At 45.9% G+C, this 16,093-nt stretch carries 19 protein-coding genes; 12 read left to right on the top strand and 7 right to left on the bottom strand.

The features are described 5' to 3' along the window. Positions 1-64: 64 nt before the first annotated feature. The 3 genes from secA to ACYZ97_RS09680 all read left to right on the top strand — a co-directional run bounded on the left by secA (position 65) and on the right by ACYZ97_RS09680 (position 4,981). Positions 65-2,782: a preprotein translocase subunit SecA gene (gene secA / locus ACYZ97_RS09690; protein ID WP_473298444.1), complete on the top strand. Its 2,718-nt coding sequence runs from the start codon at positions 65-67 to the stop codon at positions 2,780-2,782. Positions 2,783-2,889: 107 nt separating this feature from the next. Next, a complete protein-coding gene (locus ACYZ97_RS09685) occupies positions 2,890-4,515 on the top strand; it encodes a phosphoethanolamine transferase (protein ID WP_473298443.1) in 1,626 nt (541 codons plus the stop codon). Between the two features lie 46 nt (positions 4,516-4,561). Continuing rightward, complete coding sequence (locus tag ACYZ97_RS09680; RefSeq protein ID WP_473298441.1) at positions 4,562-4,981, top strand: Fur family transcriptional regulator; 420 nt, start codon at positions 4,562-4,564, stop codon at positions 4,979-4,981. Between the two features lie 7 nt (positions 4,982-4,988). Here ACYZ97_RS09680 and ACYZ97_RS09675 read toward each other — a convergent pair whose 3' ends face one another. From ACYZ97_RS09675 to ACYZ97_RS09665, 3 genes are all read right to left on the bottom strand, one after another. Further along, on the bottom strand, positions 4,989-5,330 hold the full coding sequence (locus ACYZ97_RS09675; RefSeq protein ID WP_473298439.1) for a hypothetical protein: 342 nt from the start codon (positions 5,328-5,330) through the stop codon (positions 4,989-4,991). 147 nt (positions 5,331-5,477) lie between these two features. After that, positions 5,478-6,482, bottom strand: a complete 1,005-nt coding sequence (locus ACYZ97_RS09670; RefSeq protein ID WP_473298437.1) for a sensor histidine kinase — start codon at positions 6,480-6,482, stop codon at positions 5,478-5,480. Beyond that, on the bottom strand, positions 6,482-7,273 hold the full coding sequence (locus ACYZ97_RS09665; RefSeq protein ID WP_473298435.1) for a response regulator: 792 nt from the start codon (positions 7,271-7,273) through the stop codon (positions 6,482-6,484). The genes ACYZ97_RS09670 and ACYZ97_RS09665 overlap by 1 nt, the downstream gene beginning before the upstream one ends. Before the next feature lie 185 nt (positions 7,274-7,458). On the opposite strand from ACYZ97_RS09665, the gene ACYZ97_RS09660 reads away from it, so the two are divergent. Then, on the top strand, positions 7,459-7,665 hold the full coding sequence (locus ACYZ97_RS09660; RefSeq protein ID WP_473300676.1) for a NepR family anti-sigma factor: 207 nt from the start codon (positions 7,459-7,461) through the stop codon (positions 7,663-7,665). Further along, positions 7,662-8,216, top strand: a complete 555-nt coding sequence (locus ACYZ97_RS09655; protein ID WP_473298434.1) for an RNA polymerase sigma factor — start codon at positions 7,662-7,664, stop codon at positions 8,214-8,216. The genes ACYZ97_RS09660 and ACYZ97_RS09655 overlap by 4 nt, the downstream gene beginning before the upstream one ends. Positions 8,217-8,298: 82 nt before the next feature. On the opposite strand, the gene ACYZ97_RS09650 is transcribed toward ACYZ97_RS09655, so the two are convergent. Both ACYZ97_RS09650 and ACYZ97_RS09645 read right to left on the bottom strand, forming a co-directional pair. After that, complete coding sequence (locus ACYZ97_RS09650) at positions 8,299-8,736, bottom strand: phage holin family protein (RefSeq protein WP_473298432.1); 438 nt, start codon at positions 8,734-8,736, stop codon at positions 8,299-8,301. Between the two features lies 1 nt (position 8,737). Continuing rightward, a complete protein-coding gene (locus ACYZ97_RS09645; protein ID WP_473298430.1) occupies positions 8,738-9,049 on the bottom strand; it encodes an ElaB/YgaM/YqjD family protein in 312 nt (103 codons plus the stop codon). 127 nt (positions 9,050-9,176) lie between these two features. Between ACYZ97_RS09645 and ACYZ97_RS09640 the strand changes: the two genes are divergently transcribed. The 4 genes from ACYZ97_RS09640 (at position 9,177) to ACYZ97_RS09625 (ending at position 12,809) form a co-directional block, all read left to right on the top strand. Beyond that, on the top strand, positions 9,177-10,445 hold the full coding sequence (locus ACYZ97_RS09640; protein WP_473298428.1) for a glycerate kinase type-2 family protein: 1,269 nt from the start codon (positions 9,177-9,179) through the stop codon (positions 10,443-10,445). Positions 10,446-10,591: 146 nt separating this feature from the next. Next, positions 10,592-11,554, top strand: a complete 963-nt coding sequence (exbB, locus tag ACYZ97_RS09635) for a tonB-system energizer ExbB (RefSeq protein ID WP_473298426.1) — start codon at positions 10,592-10,594, stop codon at positions 11,552-11,554. Positions 11,555-11,559: 5 nt separating this feature from the next. Next, positions 11,560-11,994, top strand: coding sequence for a TonB system transport protein ExbD (exbD, locus tag ACYZ97_RS09630; protein ID WP_473298425.1), 435 nt, complete (start codon positions 11,560-11,562; stop codon positions 11,992-11,994). Continuing rightward, entirely contained in the window at positions 11,991-12,809 is an 819-nt protein-coding gene (locus ACYZ97_RS09625; protein WP_473298424.1) for a TonB family protein, read from the top strand. The genes exbD and ACYZ97_RS09625 overlap by 4 nt, the downstream gene beginning before the upstream one ends. Before the next feature lie 12 nt (positions 12,810-12,821). Here the strand turns inward: ACYZ97_RS09625 and dut are convergent, their stop codons facing one another. Both dut and mbfA read right to left on the bottom strand, forming a co-directional pair. Further along, entirely contained in the window at positions 12,822-13,280 is a 459-nt protein-coding gene (gene dut, locus ACYZ97_RS09620; RefSeq protein ID WP_473298422.1) for a dUTP diphosphatase, read from the bottom strand. 98 nt (positions 13,281-13,378) lie between these two features. After that, positions 13,379-14,377, bottom strand: a complete 999-nt coding sequence (gene mbfA, locus ACYZ97_RS09615; protein WP_473298420.1) for an iron exporter MbfA — start codon at positions 14,375-14,377, stop codon at positions 13,379-13,381. A gap of 110 nt (positions 14,378-14,487) precedes the next feature. On the opposite strand from mbfA, the gene ACYZ97_RS09610 reads away from it, so the two are divergent. Genes ACYZ97_RS09610 through ACYZ97_RS09600 form a run of 3 tightly spaced genes read left to right on the top strand, consistent with a single transcriptional unit; the run spans position 14,488 to position 16,048 of the window. Continuing rightward, a complete protein-coding gene (locus ACYZ97_RS09610) occupies positions 14,488-14,982 on the top strand; it encodes a MarR family winged helix-turn-helix transcriptional regulator (protein ID WP_473298418.1) in 495 nt (164 codons plus the stop codon). Continuing rightward, on the top strand, positions 14,979-15,716 hold the full coding sequence (locus ACYZ97_RS09605) for a DNA alkylation repair protein (RefSeq protein ID WP_473298416.1): 738 nt from the start codon (positions 14,979-14,981) through the stop codon (positions 15,714-15,716). The genes ACYZ97_RS09610 and ACYZ97_RS09605 overlap by 4 nt, the downstream gene beginning before the upstream one ends. Beyond that, the gene (locus ACYZ97_RS09600) at positions 15,713-16,048 is read left to right on the top strand and encodes a DUF6616 family protein (RefSeq protein ID WP_473298415.1); all 336 of its coding nucleotides are present in this window, start codon (positions 15,713-15,715) and stop codon (positions 16,046-16,048) included. Before ACYZ97_RS09605 ends, ACYZ97_RS09600 begins: the two co-directional genes overlap by 4 nt. Positions 16,049-16,093: the final 45 nt, after the last annotated feature.

The raw sequence follows: 16,093 nt of genomic DNA, 5'->3' as shown, positions 1-16,093 counted from the left end.
ATTTGCCGTCAAGATGTAAAGCGGCGCATAGTTGTGCTGTTGGTTTTTAGGGAAAGGACCAGTAATGGTCAGTTTAGGTGGTTTGGCCCGCAGGCTTTTTGGTTCCGCGCATGAGCGCCGTGTGAAGGGCTTGCGCCCATTGGTTGAAAAGATCAATGCACTCGAGCCGCAATTTGTCGCATTGAGTGATGAAGCGTTGAAAGCCAAGACTGAGGAATTTCGTAAACGTTTGGCCGATGGCGCTACCGTTGATTCGCTGTTGCCTGAAGCTTTTGCTACTGTGCGGGAAGCGGCAAAGCGTGTTTATGGCATGCGTCCGTTTGATGTGCAGCTGATTGGCGGCATGGTATTGAATGACCGCGGCATTGCTGAGATGCGTACAGGTGAAGGCAAGACCCTGATGGCGACCTTGCCGGTCTATCTCAATGCACTCGAAGGCAAGGGTGTGCATGTAGTGACGGTTAATGATTATCTCGCTAGCCGTGATGCCGAGACCATGGGTGCGATATATGGATTCTTGGGGCTGACAACTGGTGTCATTGTCCATGATATGGATAATGACCAGCGCCGTGCGGCCTATGCTTGCGATATTACTTATGGCACAAATAACGAGCTGGGTTTTGATTATCTGCGTGATAATATGACTTTTGACAAGACGCAGATGGTTCAGCGCGGTCATCATTACGCTATTGTCGATGAGGTCGATTCGATCCTGATTGATGAAGCGCGTACACCGCTTATTATTTCCGGTCCTTTGGAAGACCGTACAGAATTTTATAATTTGATCGATACATTTATTCCAAAGCTTCTGCCGGAAGATTATGAGATTGATGAAAAGCAGAAAACCTCGACCTTTACTGAAGTCGGCACTGAAAAAATGGAAAAGATGTTGGCCGAGGCCGGTCATCTTAAGGGGGAAGGGCTTTATGATGTCGAGAATGTCGCTATTGTTCATCATGTCAACAATGCCTTGAAGGCGCATAAGCTTTTTACTCGCGACAAAGATTACATTGTACGCAATGACGAGATTGTTATTATTGACGAGTTTACCGGACGTATGATGCCGGGAAGACGCTACTCAGAAGGTCTACATCAGGCGTTGGAAGCCAAGGAACATGTGACAATCCAGCCAGAAAATCAGACCTTGGCTTCGATTACCTTCCAGAATTATTTCCGTATGTATAAAAAGCTTGCCGGTATGACTGGTACAGCCAATACTGAAGCGGAAGAGTTTGGTAATATTTATGGCCTTGATGTGATCGAGGTTCCGACCAATCTGCCGGTTCAGCGTATCGATGAGGATGATGAGGTTTACCGGACAGTTGAAGAAAAATACCGCGCCATTATTCGCGATATCCGTGAAGCACATGAAAAGAACCAGCCGGTTCTTGTCGGAACGACTTCAATTGAAAAATCGGAACATTTGGCCGAGCGTCTACGTAAGGACGGCGTGAAAAACTTTCAGGTTTTGAATGCGCGTTATCATGAACAGGAAGCCTTTATTGTGGCACAGGCGGGTGTTCCTGGTGCCATTACTATTGCAACCAATATGGCCGGTCGCGGTACCGATATCCAGTTGGGTGGTAATCTTGAAATGCGCGTCAAACAGGAATTGGCGGATGTGCCTGAAGGGCCGGAGCGCGATGCAAAAATAGAGGCAATCCGTGCTGATATTGCTGTCTTGAAAGAAAAGGCACTGGCCGCTGGCGGTCTTTATGTTTTAGCTACTGAACGTCATGAAAGCCGCCGTATTGATAACCAGTTGCGCGGTCGCTCAGGTCGTCAGGGTGATCCGGGCCGCTCGAAGTTTTTCCTGTCGTTACAGGATGATCTGATGCGTATTTTCGGTTCCAACCGCATGGATGGCATGTTGCAGAAGCTGGGTCTGAAAGAAGATGAGGCTATTACCCATCCATGGATTAACAAGGCGCTTGAAAAAGCTCAGAAAAAGGTTGAAGCGCGCAATTTCGAAATCCGCAAGAACTTGCTTAAATATGATGATGTTATGAATGACCAGCGCAAGGTTATTTTTGAACAGCGTATGGAAGTTATGGATGCGGAAAACTTATCCGAGACCATTGATGAAATGCGTGGCGAGGTTATTGAAACGCTGGTTGAAAATCATATTCCGCCCGGTACTTATTATGAACAATGGGATGTGAAAGGTCTGCAAGAAGAATTGATCAATCTGTTCCATATGGAACTACCGATTGAAGAGTGGGCTCAAGAAGATGGCATTGGTGAAGAGGAAATTTTTACCCGTGTGAATGAAGCGGTCGAGCAGCGCTTTCGTGAGCGGGCGGAGCGTTTTGGCGATGAAATCATGCGCTATTTTGAAAAGGCCATGTTATTGGAAACCATCGATACGTTGTGGCGTGAGCATCTAGTTAATCTTGATCATTTGCGTTCTGTCGTCGGTTTCCGCGGTTATGCCCAGCGTGATCCGCTCAATGAATATAAAACGGAATCTTTTGAGCTTTTTCAGGCCATGCTTTCTAATCTGCGGCGTGATGTTATTTCGAAACTGATGCGTTTCGAGATTGTCTCGCAGGAGCAAGAGATACAGCAGTTGCCTGAAATGCATGCTGAACATCCTGCTTTTGACGGTGAGGATGTAGGCAATGATACGATGTTGCTGTCGCGCGAGCAGGAAAGTCGTGTCGTACGGCCGGAAGAGCGTGATCCCAAAGATCCGATGAGCTGGGGCAAAGTTGGACGTAATGAACCGTGTCCTTGTGGGTCAGGTAAGAAATACAAACATTGTCATGGGTCTTTTGTATAGGTTTTTCAGTGCTTATAATTATTTAGAGTACTGGAAATAATTTCTGATCAAAGGGTTTAACGCTTTTATTTTAGATTAAAAGTGCCTTGATAATACGGAGATATGCAATGCGGTTTTATCGTCCGGTACTGCCAAGTGCCTTTTTCTGCTTTATAGTGGCTGCCTATTTGCTTTTCTGGATGAATACATCCTTTTGGTTACGGGCTTTTAGTTATTTTCATGACCACCCGATGAAGCTTGCTATTTTGGCCATAGCATTGCTTTGCTTGTTTGCAGGCGGGTTGACTATTTTTTCGCTGCGTTTTGTGATCAAGCCACTGGCTATTTTTCTTATTCTGATTGCTGCAGTGTCATCTTATTATACCGACAAGTTCGGTGTTATTATCGACCGGCATGTCATTGAAAGTACATTTGCGACGACTCCGACGGAATCAAGCCATTTGATTACATCGCCCATGCTTGCCCATATCTTTTTATATGGCATCGTACCTTGTCTGATGATTGTGTGGGTGCGGTTGAAACATCGATCATTCTTTAAGAAAGTGGCTTTTAATACATTTGCGGTCTTGTCATATTTTGTTATCGGGTTCGGTCTGATCTATGCCGACTTTTCTTCTTATGTTGCCATGTATCGAGACGAGCGTTCGGTGATGATGGAAAAATTGATACCGGTGACGCCAATCAAGAGTACAGTGCAATATATTGGTGACATGTTTGAGCGTGAGAGGGGGGCACTTGAACTTGTTGGCCGGGATGCGAAAACAAATCTCGGCCCTCATGCCGATGGCAAGAAACGCTTACTTGTTATTGTTGTGGGCGAAACGGCGCGTGCGCAATCTTTTTCTTTGGGGGGATATAAGCGAGAGACCAATCCGTTGCTTGCAAAACGTGATATTCTTTATTTTCCCAATACAACAAGTTGCGGCACGGACACATCCGTTTCTGTGCCTTGTATGTTTTCTGTTTATCCACGTAAGAAATATAGCGGTTATAAGGGTAAAAACTCTGAAAACTTGATGGATATCTTCAATCACACCGGCTTACAAACTTATTGGTGGGAAAATAATACCGGCAGTAAGGGTGTTGGTGACCGTATTACGATAGAAGAGTTCCAGAATGATAATGATCCGGTTTATTGCACCAGTGCCGGTGAATGTCGCGATGCTATTCTGGTTGATACATTGGCAAAACGCATTGACGGGCTGAATCGTGATACCGTGCTGGTGTTGCATACATTGGGCAGTCATGGACCTGCCTATTATTTGCGCTATCCGCGTGATGAAGCACCCTTCCAGCCGGAATGTCTGACATCGGAGTTTTCTGATTGTACGCGCGAGCAGATCGTGAACTCCTATGATAATACAATTGTCTATACCGATAAATTGCTGGATCGCGTGATTTCTATTTTAAAAAGTCGTGAAGAAACACTGGACACGGCTATGATTTATATGTCTGATCACGGTGAATCCTTAGGTGAAGACGGACTTTATCTTCATGCTATGCCCTATGCTATTGCGCCGGACACGCAAACACATATTCCTTTTATCATGTGGTTATCTCAAGGCTTTGCTACAGATAACCATGTCGATATGGACTGTGTGCGTCGTGAGCGGGACAAGGCGTATTCACATGATAATCTTTTCCATACAGCACTGGGATTGATGGATGTCTCGACGCAGGTCTATGATCATCGGCTGGATGTTTTGGCGGCATGCCGTGTGTCTGGTCGATAAAAGATAAAATCTTGTATTGGGAGTTGGAAACGGGGTTTATAATGCTATGACGAATAAACCGGATTATGAACTTGAATTACGACAGGCGGGATTGCGCATTACGCGCCAGCGTCGGATTATTCTTGATATTCTCGGGTCAACGCACGATCATCCAAATGCATTTGAGATATTTCAACGTGCCAGTGCTGTTGATAAGTCAATATCATTGTCGACGGTTTATCGTACAATGAAAGCACTTGAGACCAACGGGTCTATCCATCGTCATGCTTTTGATGGAGGGCCATCGCGTTTTGAACATGCTGTTGGAGAACATCATGACCATCTGATTGATATTGATACCGGCAAGGTTGTCGAATTCCGTTCGGATGTTATTGAAAAACTCCAAGAAGAAATTGCACGTTCACTTGGCTATGATATTGTGCACCACCGCCTTGAAATATATGGGCGCAAGCGTAAGATAAAATAGTCCTTTATCAGGAAGAAGCCGGTTTTTTGAGCGGTTTCATCGCAATTGTGGTTATATTGGAATGGTTCGGCTGTTGTTTACTGTCGGCATCAATATCAACATAAAAATCGCCATTATTGCTCACATGCCAATAGATTGAGGGGTCTTCCTCAAGGTCTGCCTGACGGGTTGAAACGCATTTACCAAAAACTTGTTGGCCTTGTGATGAGATGGTTTGGACAGATGGCATCAAAGCTTTTTCGCAGGCGCTGACATTGGGATAGACAGTCAAAAGATCATCTGCAACATTGCATTGGTCAAAATTATCCGCGCAGGATACAAGTAACATAACAGCAAGAATACCATTCATCTTAAAAACCAATCTGTTTATGTGTTCCTTTTTGGCGCCGCTATGCGTGCCGCTTATGGTTAAGGAATGCTTAAAAACAAAATTGGTTCCTTGCCGGGGGCAAGAATGTTTCAAAATGAAACAAAATACAGCTTTACTCAGGTTGGGTTAATGGATGTCAAATTGGTTTTCAGGAATGAAAAGTCGGTAGACGAGTTGATGGTGATCAAGATGGAGTTCACTTTTCCCATTGATGGATGTGGGGACAATTTTTTCTAATACTGCGCTGCCGAAACATGACTTCATTGTCTCGCTGGTTGGCAATTTTGTGTTAAAAATTTCGCGCCATTCAAAGACAAGCTCATTGTTTTGCCGGTTTTCTGATGTCTGTATAAGAATTTCAATGCGCCCTTTGGGCTGGGACAATGCGCCATAGGAGATGGAATTGATGATCAGTTCGTGTAGTGCAAGACCGATATGCAATGCCGCCCCAGGAAAGAGATAGGGATCGTCGCCTGATATGGTTAGGCGTGTTTTATCTGCACCAAGATAGTTGCTGACTTGTGAAAGAATGAGTTCGTGTAGACCGGCACCTCTCCAGTCGGAATCTGTAACAAGATCCTGACTGAAGGAAAGTGACTGGATGCGGCCTTGGAACTTGCGCAAAAAAGAACCGATAGAATCGCTATACCGAGCAGTCTGGTTTGCAATACTCTGGATAATTGCCAGCAGGTTTTTTGAACGGTGAGAAACTTCACGTAATAATATTTTCAAGACCTGTTCGCGACGCCGCAATTCCGAGATATCAATGCCGGTTGTAATGATGCCGATAATTTCATTATTGTCATTGCGATGACAATCAATGGAAAAGCGATACCATAACGGCTGTCCGGATTGTTCAAATCGCATTTCTATAATTTGGGCTTTGCCTGATGTGAGGACATGCAGCTTTATTGTTTCAAGACTGTCTGCTTGTTCAATGTCGAGCATATCGCTGTCGCGGCAGCCATGATGCCATTTATCGGAAAGTATACAAGGCAGGTTTTCTGCCCAGCGATAGATGAGATCCGGTGTTTGATACAATACGAATATCTCGGCGCTTGAGATTGCTTGCATCAAAGCGCCGAGGTGATTGCCATCAACAGGTGGCTTTATGCTCGAAAAGGCTTTCATCAGGCAGCCGTTGCGTTTTCCTGAAAAAACAAGGCTTGTGAGATGAGCGCCTTGACCATTTCAGGATTAAACGGCTTGGTCACCAGGAAAGTCGGTTCAGGTCTTTGTCCTGTTAACAGGCGTTCAGGAAAGGCCGTAATGAAGATAACCGGAATATTATCATCTTTCAAAATATCATTGACAGCATCTATGCCTGATGAATTATCGGCAAGCTGGATATCAGCCAGTACCATGCCGGGTTTTTCGCGTTTATACATTTCAACGGCTTCATCACGCGTACGGGCAATACCGACAACCTGATGGCCGAGGCTTTCGACCAGCTGTTCAATATCCATCGCAATAAGTGGCTCGTCTTCAATAATCAGAATACGTGTGGCGACCTGTTCGGAAATATCCTTGGCGGCTTCCGTAATTAGTTTTTTAAAGTCGCTATTATCAAGCCCCATAATTTCCATGGCTTCATTTTCATTAAAATCTTCAACGGCAATCAGTAAAAAAGCCTGCCGTGCGCGTGGTGTAAGATAGGAAAGCTTGGCTTGTGCTTTTTCTTCAATGCCGAAAGCAGGAAATGGATCGGCAATAGAGGGGGCCGTCTGGTCAAAAAGCTGGCAAAATAAGCGATAGACGCTGATACGGTCGCTTGAAGTTTTTGGAAATATATTGATGTCGGCAATAAGTGCTTCCAACATAGCGGCAACGTAGGCGTCACCAGATGTCTGTGAGCCTGTGACAGCGCGTGAGAAACGTCTAAGATAAGGAAGATGTGGTGCTATGCGCGTGGAAAGTGGCATTGATAATACTCCTTCTGCCCCTGAAGCGTGATTTCTATCTATAACGCATATAGATTGAAAAAGTTCCATTAAACAATGGAACTTTTTTTTGCGAAGCGTGTTATTATGTTCTTATATGGCTAATATAATCTAAAATCGGTATTATGGGGCAAATTATGATCGAAAAAAAAGATGCACAGCATGGCATGGATGAGAATTGCGAAGAGTTCTCTATGAATGATGAAGATATTTTAGGAACAAATAGTGAAATCGCAACGCGGCTGCGTGCTTTTTATACGGCTGTTCAAGAAGAGACTGTACCCGAACGTTTTTTGGATCTGTTGGAAAAGCTCGATGCTGCCGAACAGGCCTTTGAAGCTGCTGATACTGATGAAAAGGACATCAAGTCATGACTGAGGCGGTAACAAAATTCAAACGTGAAATGTTATCGACCCTTCCGGCATTACGCGCTTTTGCCATTTCATTGATCCGACGTCAGGATAAGGCTGATGATCTGGTACAGGATACGATTATGAAAGCTTGGGCAAAGCAGGATAGTTTCGAGCTGGGAACAAATATGAAGGCTTGGCTTTTTACAATTCTGCGTAATGAATTTTATAGCCAGATGCGTAAAAAGGGGCGTGAAGTTCAGGATTCGGATGGGTTGTTTACCGATAATATGGCTGTACATCCTTCGCAATATGGCACACTTGATCTACAGGATTTCAAGAAAGCGCTTGATCAATTGCCTGATGACCAGCGTGAAGCCATTATCCTGATTGGTGCTTCAGGATTTTCCTATGAAGATGCGGCTGACATCTGTGGCTGTGCGACTGGTACAATTAAAAGCCGCGTCAGTCGTGCACGGATGCGATTGCAGGAAATACTCGGCGTTGATGGTGAAACTGATTATGGGCCGGATGCCCATTCGGCTAATGCAACCTTGCGTTCGTTCAGTTCATAAGTCTGTCGTGTCTGTTTCTTTATATAAAAGGCGGAGATTTGGTTTTATCCCCGCCATTATAGCTTTATAAAAGGATAGATTTTTATTCTGCCTCGTCGCCCTCCTTTTTCATGAGCAATGAAATGGCCAGGCCTGCGAGCGGCAGTCCGATGGCAACAAGCGCCTTTTTATTGGTCAATAACGGTAGAGCTGCAATAGCGGTTGCAGCCAGAATATTTTGCTGTTCTGATTTTTTTTGCTTTTCGTATTCGCGCTGTTTCCGTGCGGTGATTAATTGCCCGATAATCAATGCGATGATGGCAAGGCTAATCCAGAAGCTGAAAATAATGGAAGCCGCTATGATTGGCGTTGTGATGCTTATCAGCCATAAGAAGGTGATGAGACATAAAAATATCAAGGCCATTAACAGGGCGAATGCTACAATCAGCCAACAAAAAATATGATTGCGTGTGCGCCGTATGGTCAATTTGATATTGCCAGCTGCAAAATTGCTGAGAAGCGGTAAAAATAATCGCAGCATTTTATTTACGCAAAACCAGAGCCAGCACAAAACCGATGCCTGCAGCGACTGCTAGACTGGCAGCAGGGCGCTTACGCACGCATGTGCATAGTTGCTGTTCAATGTTTTGGATTTTTTCTTTTGCTTCGTCCAAAGTCTCTTCCCCATTTTCCTTGGCGCTGGACAATAGATTTTCGGCCGTTGTTTTGGCTTTGTTTATTTTTTGTGAACCGATCGTGCTGAGGGTTGATGCAATATCTTTCAGTTCTTTACGTAATTGTTCGATCTGGTTTTGTAGATCCTGTTCAGCCTGGTTGGATGTTTCTTTTGCCATTTTTATATTCCTTTCATGCATATGGGAAAAAATAACTGGCGTCTCATGCCTTACTTTATATAGGGTGGTTTTTGCAAAAATACAGTTTGGTGCATAATCTTTACGTAAATGAGGAGATAAGGATTTCATGAGCCAGGAATTATTGACCCATCTTTTCAATGTGGCCGTTGAGGCAGCTGATCCTTATGAAGCATTAAAACGTATTTTTCCGGCAAAACCTAAAGGCCGTACGGTTGTTGTCGGTGCCGGTAAAGGAGCCGCACAGATGGCGGCGGCTTTTGAACGTTTGTGGGACGAGAATGGCTATGGGCCATTGTCGGGTGTTGTGGTAACACGATATGGATATAAGGCGCCTTGTCGGACAATTGAGGTTCTTGAATCGGCCCATCCGGTGCCTGATGAAAACGGTTTTCATGCGGCACAAAGGCTGATGCAGACCGTGGAAGGTCTGAGCGAGGATGATCTTGTTGTAGCGCTGATTTGTGGTGGTGGTTCAGCCTTATTGCCATTGCCGGCCGATGGGCTGACACTTGCTGATGAAGTAGCGCTTAACGAGGCTTTATTGAAAAGCGGCGCACCAATTGGTGCCATGAACGCTATCCGCAAACATATATCGCAGATCAAAGGTGGCCGTTTGGCCAAACAGGCTTATCCTGCCAAGGTTATTTCGTTTATTGTTTCTGATATTCCTGGTGACAATCCCGCTCTTGTTTCATCGGGGCCGACTGTACCCGACAGGGCAGATAGGCAGGATGCGCTGCGTTTCATTCACCATTATGATATCAAGCTTGCCCCCCATGTCATGGCGCATATCAAGAGTGATGCAAGTGTGGCGCCCTTGCCTGATGATATGGTTTTTGCGCGCAATGAAGTGCATGTTATTGCGTCAAGTGCTATTTCATTGAAGGCGGCGCAGGCACAAGCGCAGGTTGCCGGTTATCGGGCGGTCATTCTGTCTGATGCTATTGAGGGAGAGGCACGCGAGATTGCCCATATGCATGCGGCTATGGCTAAGTATATTCAGGATAATAACGAACCGTTTGCAAAGCCGGTTATCCTGCTTTCTGGTGGTGAAACAACGGTGACAATAAAGAACCCAAAAGGAAAAGGGGGACGCAATAGTGAATTTCTCTTGTCTTTTGCGCTTGATATTATTGGCACAGGCGGTATCGAGGCAATGGCAGCCGATACAGATGGTATTGACGGGTCACAGGATAATGCCGGTGCTTTTTGTAACGGTGAAACGATTGCTGACATGAAAGCGGCCGGTGTGGATGGGGCAAAAGCCTTGCAGGAAAATAATGCATGGGTAGCTTTCAATGCGGTTGATAGTCTTTTCGCCCCCGGACCAACGGGTACCAATGTCAATGATTTTCGCGCTATTATTATTCGTTAGCCCCTATATTTGACTGCCATTATAACGGAATATGAAAAAGAATCGTCGTCTGATTTAATACATGACTTGATTTATCATGTTATTCTTGATTAAAAGTATTTCAAAACTGGACAATTAATGACAAGTTTTGAAAAGAGGCTTTTATTATGGCGAAGAAGTTCCGTTTGGCGGCTTTGATTGCAGCTGTTGTTTTGGTATCAACAAGCGCTTTTGCGCAATCGCCGGAAGGCGGTTTACAGACAGCATCACCATTAAATAGCCCCGCAATAACGGCTGATTCTGCTTTGTCTTCAGTTGCTGTGCCTGAATCTGCAGGGGGACAGAATGTGCAGGTTTTACAAAATAACGTCCCAACCTTGACGACGTCCGAGCGGTCAGCTCCGGCTTTGCCATCACATGATTTGACCCCGTGGGGTATGTATAAACAGGCCCATTGGGTTGTGAAAACCGTGATGATTGGCCTTATTCTTGCATCTATTGCGACATGGACGATCTGGGTTGCCAAGTCGCTTGAATTAATGGGCGCTAAACACAAAGCCACTCGGGCGATGAAGAAAACCTATGAGGTCCAGTCGCTGGATCAGCTTGTTGCAGCAGCAGGTGGCGAACATGATGTTTGTGGCCATATGGTCAGTGCTGCTCATAATGAGCTTCAAGCGTCTTTGGATGCGGTTGACGCGGTTGGCGCAGAAGGTGTGAAAGAACGTGTTAATTCGGTGCTTTCACGTATTCAGCTTGGTGCCGGACGTCGTATGACACGTGGTACTGGTGTTCTGGCAACAGTTGGTTCTATCGGTCCTTTTGTCGGCCTGTTCGGTACAGTCTGGGGTATTATGAATTCATTTATTAATATTGCACAGCAGCAGACAACCAATCTGGCTGTTGTTGCACCGGGCATTGCCGAGGCTTTGTTGGCAACGGCTATTGGTCTGGTGGCTGCTATTCCTGCGGTCGTAATTTATAATGTATTCGCCCGGTCGATTGGTGGATATCGCCAGATTTTGGCTGATGTCTCGGCAGGCATTGAACGTTTGATCAGCCGTGATCTCGATTATCGTGCTGCACGCCGTAAAAGTGGCAAGACATCTTTTGTATATGCTGCGGAGTAAGAATAATGGCTGCCAAACTCAAAGATCTTGATGATGACGAGCTTGAGGTCACCCATGATATTAATGTAACACCGTTTATTGATGTGATTCTTGTTTTATTGATCATTTTTATGGTGGCGGCACCTCTGGCAACCAGCGATATTCCGGTGCAGCTGCCATCGAGTGCGACACCGGCAACGCCGCGCCCCGATAAACCTGTCTATGTGACATTGCAGAAAGACCACATGTTATATGTCGGTGAGACAGCAACCGATCTGGCTCAGCTTAAATCTGTACTAGATTCTATGACCAAAGGTGACTTGGAAACAAAAATATTCATACGCGCTGATAAGGATGTCGATTATGGCGGTGTGACAGAGTTGTTGAATGGTTTGCGGTCAAGCGGCTACCTTAAACTCGGTCTTGTCGGCCTTGAAGGAGGAGCAGCGAAGGCACCATGAAAGATGAGTTTCATTATCGTGGGTTTTACTGGAAAAGTGCAGTGCGTTGGGGACTCGCCTTGATAATTGTGCTGGGTGCCCATGTGGCAGGGGCTTTTGGGTTTTATGGTTTACAACCAGAGCCCGAGCAGGCTGCAGGTTTGCCCCCCGCAATTATGTTGGAATTTGCCGAGGACATTACTGCGCCTGTTGTTGAAAATATATCAGAAGAATTGCAACCTGAGACCCAGGCTGAAGAAGTGCCGGAAGTTCAGGAACAATTGGCAATGGCCGAACCTGATCCGCTGATTACACCTCCTTCTGATTTTGTTGAAGAGATCAAGAAGCCTGAGAAAAAGACGGTTGAAAAACCTGAACCACCAAAGAAAGAAATTAAAAAGGCTGAAAAGCCGGAAAATAAAAAGCCGCCGGAAAAATTTGAAAAAGCCAAAAAGGATGTCAAGACGGCTGAAAATACGAGCAAGGGCGCTGCACCGCAGATCAATGCACGTCCGGATCCGAAATTTGCAGCCCCCCATAATAGCCGTACAGATGGTGCCGGCGGTAAGAATGACGCTGGCTGGATTGCAAAAGTACAACGCAAGGTCAATGCTGTTGCTCATCGGATGGGGCGTCAGGTGCCGGGTGGGCGCGGTCTTGTCGGCGTACGGTTCAGTTATGACGCATCGGGGCGTATTTCATCAGCCCGTGTGGTACGTTCGTCCGGAAATCAGCAGCTGGATGCGTTGGCGATCAAGGTTGCGCAACGTTCTTCCCCTATTCCCGCACCACCGGATGGCCGTGGGGATGAAATTACCCTACCGGTGCGGTTCTAAGGTCAGATCCGTTCAATGGTGCCCTGTCGAACCGAATCCACCAGCACCGCGAGCCGTTTCGCTGGCTTCGGTGCGTTCTTCTATTTTGACCTGTGTGACGGGTGCGATGACTGTTTGGGCAATGCGCATGCCACGGGTGATGCGGAATTCATCTTCCCCCAGATTGATTAGCAGAACCTGCACTTCACCACGATAGTCGCTGTCAATGGTACCGGGAGTGTTGAGGCAGGTGATACCATTTTTAAGTGCTAGACCGGAGCGTGGACGGATTTGTGCCTCATAGCCTTCTTGCAGTTCAAAGATCAGACCGGTAGGAACGAGAACGCGTTTGCCCGGGAGTAGAATAATCTGTCGACCTTCGGGAACAGCGGCACGTAAATCAAGTCCGGCTGATCCTGCTGTTTCATAGGCGGGAAGTTCAAGCCCCTCGGAATGTGGCAGGCGGATAAGTCCGAGAACCGGTTTTGGCATGATAAATCCTTACTGAAAAATAATATCTCAGGCGATTAAACCCATTTTTCAGTATGTTACAAGCTGGAATTGCGGCCATCCACTATATGTGTTTTATGTCAGGCACTACCAATTAAAATGCCGGTGGCAAAGACCAGAGCGCCGCCGACAACAACTTGCAGGGAAGCGCGCCAAAAAGGTGTTTCCATAAATTTATTCTGTATCCATGCAATGGCCCAGAGTTCGATAAAGACAATAATGAAAGCCAGTGTTGTCGCCATATGGAAATCAGGTATCAGATAGGGTAATGTATGGCCCAGCCCGCCAATTGCTGTCATGACACCATTAGCGATGCCACGTTTGATTGGTGAACCACGTCCAGAAAGTTTGCCGTCATCATGGGCGGCTTCTGTAAATCCCATCGAAATACCGGCACCGAGGGATGCGGAAAGGCCTACGAGGAAAGTCTGCCTTGTATCCCCGGTGGCGAAAGCGGCAGCAAAAATTGGTGCAAGGGTAGAAACCGAACCATCCATCAATCCGGCAAGGCCGGGCTGAATCCATGTTAAAATGGTCTGCTTTCGCTCATGGGCACGCTCCTCTTCACGTACATCAAGAGGCGTGTATTTTTCTTCCAGTTTTCCGGCAAGGCGCTCATGGCCTTCTTCTTCCATGGCCAAATCGCCGAGTAATTTGCGTGTTTCGGCATCGGTTGTGCGTGCGGCAGCTTGTCGATAGAATCGGGCTGATTGCTCTTCCATGGCTGCGGCAGCATCGCGTACCTTGTCGATCCCCAACGGCCGTACCAGCCAGTCAGGTTTACGTTCATAAAATCCGCTAACATGCTCACGTCGCAGCAAAGGGATATGATCGCCAAAACGATGACGGTAACGTTCAATCAAACGTCTGCGATGATGACTTTCCTCTTCGGCCATTTTTTCAAAAATTTTGGCACTGTCGGGAAATGCTTCACGCAATCCATCGGCATAGTTGAGATAGATCTTTTCGTCATCTTCTTCTGACGAAATGGCAAGAGCCAGTATTTCCTGCTCGCTGAGAGATGCAAACGGACGTTTTCCTGAAAAGGGATTGTTGGCAGTAAAAGAAAACAGACCCATAAGAGGATACCTTGAATAGTTAGATTAGAATTATTCTAAACTAGATAAAGGATATTGTCTTTATGTCAATTATCATTTAAGTAAGGCGATATATAATTAGGTGCCTTATTATGTTTCTTGAGTTGCGCTATAAAAAACTTCTGGCTGATATGTCGCACGGCAACAACCGCCGTCAAAGTGCTTTGAGTGCCGTTTTCAAGTTGTTATCGGCGTCCCGTGCCATCGATGGGGATTGTGCGGCGCGGTTGAAACCGTTTGCTCTATCGGAAGCCAAATTTGTCATTCTTTATTTTTTGCAACAAAATGGTGATTGTGCTCCCCATCAATTGGCACAATTTTGCGGAGTAACGCGTGCAACAATCACAGGGTTGATTGATGGTTTGGAAAAGAGCCAATATGTCATGCGAATGTGCAATACGACAGACCGGCGCCAGATTGTTATATGTTTGACGCCACAAGGACGTCAGCTGATTGAAAGTGTGTTTGCTACACATGGCGATTGGATCAATAATTTGACCCATAATTTGAGTGATGATGAGCTACGATTACTCGATAATCTGTTATCTAAAATATGGGCGCAAACCGATGTGGGGCAAATCTCATGAATATTGACCGGGAGCGGTTGGTACTTCTTGATAGTGGACAGGCAGAATGTCGTCATTTGAGCGAATGTCTGGCGGTTGATTTTGCAACGATCATGGCTGCGGTCTTTCATGACGTTGCGCCACAAAAAATAGAATATATGCGGGCGGCATCCGGACTTGGGATTTCACAGCGTATGTGCGTAGCAGCTGAAATTTTAGGCCCCTCTGCCTTAGAGAGGGCGATAAACCATTTCTCCGATACGGTGCGAAGTTGGGCTGCTTTTATAATCGGTGCTGAAGAAAATATGTCATTGGCTGAACGTCTTGATAAAATAAGGCCTTTGGCTGATGATCATCATTTTGGCGTGCGTGAGTGGGCAGGCGTTGCCTTGCGCAAGCATATCATAGATGCACCGGAAGAAGCTATTCAGCTGTTCTCAAGATGGAGCCATGATCCATCCCCTTTTATTCGGCGTTATGGTTGTGAGTTTACGCGCCCACGCGGTGTATGGGTTACACACTTTGGCCTGATGAAAGAGCATCCGGAGCGTGCTTTACCAATTCTAAAACCTTTGAGAGCTGATCCGGAACGCTATGTGCAGGATAGTGTGGCCAACTGGTTGAATGATGCGTCCAAATCAAAGCCGCAATGGGTAGAATCAATTTGCAGCAGTTGGTTGGAATCCAGTGATTCATCTACGACAAAATATATCATCAAACGCGCTTTGCGCACGCTCAGGAAAGAAAAATTATGAATCATTATGTGATCGAATTTTATAGTGCCAAGCCAGCATGGAATGCTTTATCTATCCATGAAAAAATGATCTTTTTTAATAAAATCGGGGCTGGCATGCCGGCACTGGATGAAGCTGGTATCAAGTCGGTTGCTTTTGGTCGCACGGATAGAAGCGTTATCAGGGCGGTTGATCATGATTTCTTTGCACTTTGGTTAGTGCCGGATGAGGCGGCAAGCCATCTATTGCTTGCTGCAATAGATGAGACCGGTTGGCATGACTATTTTTTAACTATAAATAGTGCAGGGGCCGATACGGGTTTTAATCAGCATATGAACGATTTGATTGGCTGATTTTTTGTCTAACAGGATCTTGGATGTGGCCCCGTTGAGGCATTG

It is taken from the genome of Bartonella sp. bp_1, from assembly GCF_055808085.1.
The sequence above is the reverse complement of the archived record's forward strand: the minus strand, read 5'-3'. Positions and strand labels throughout refer to the sequence as shown.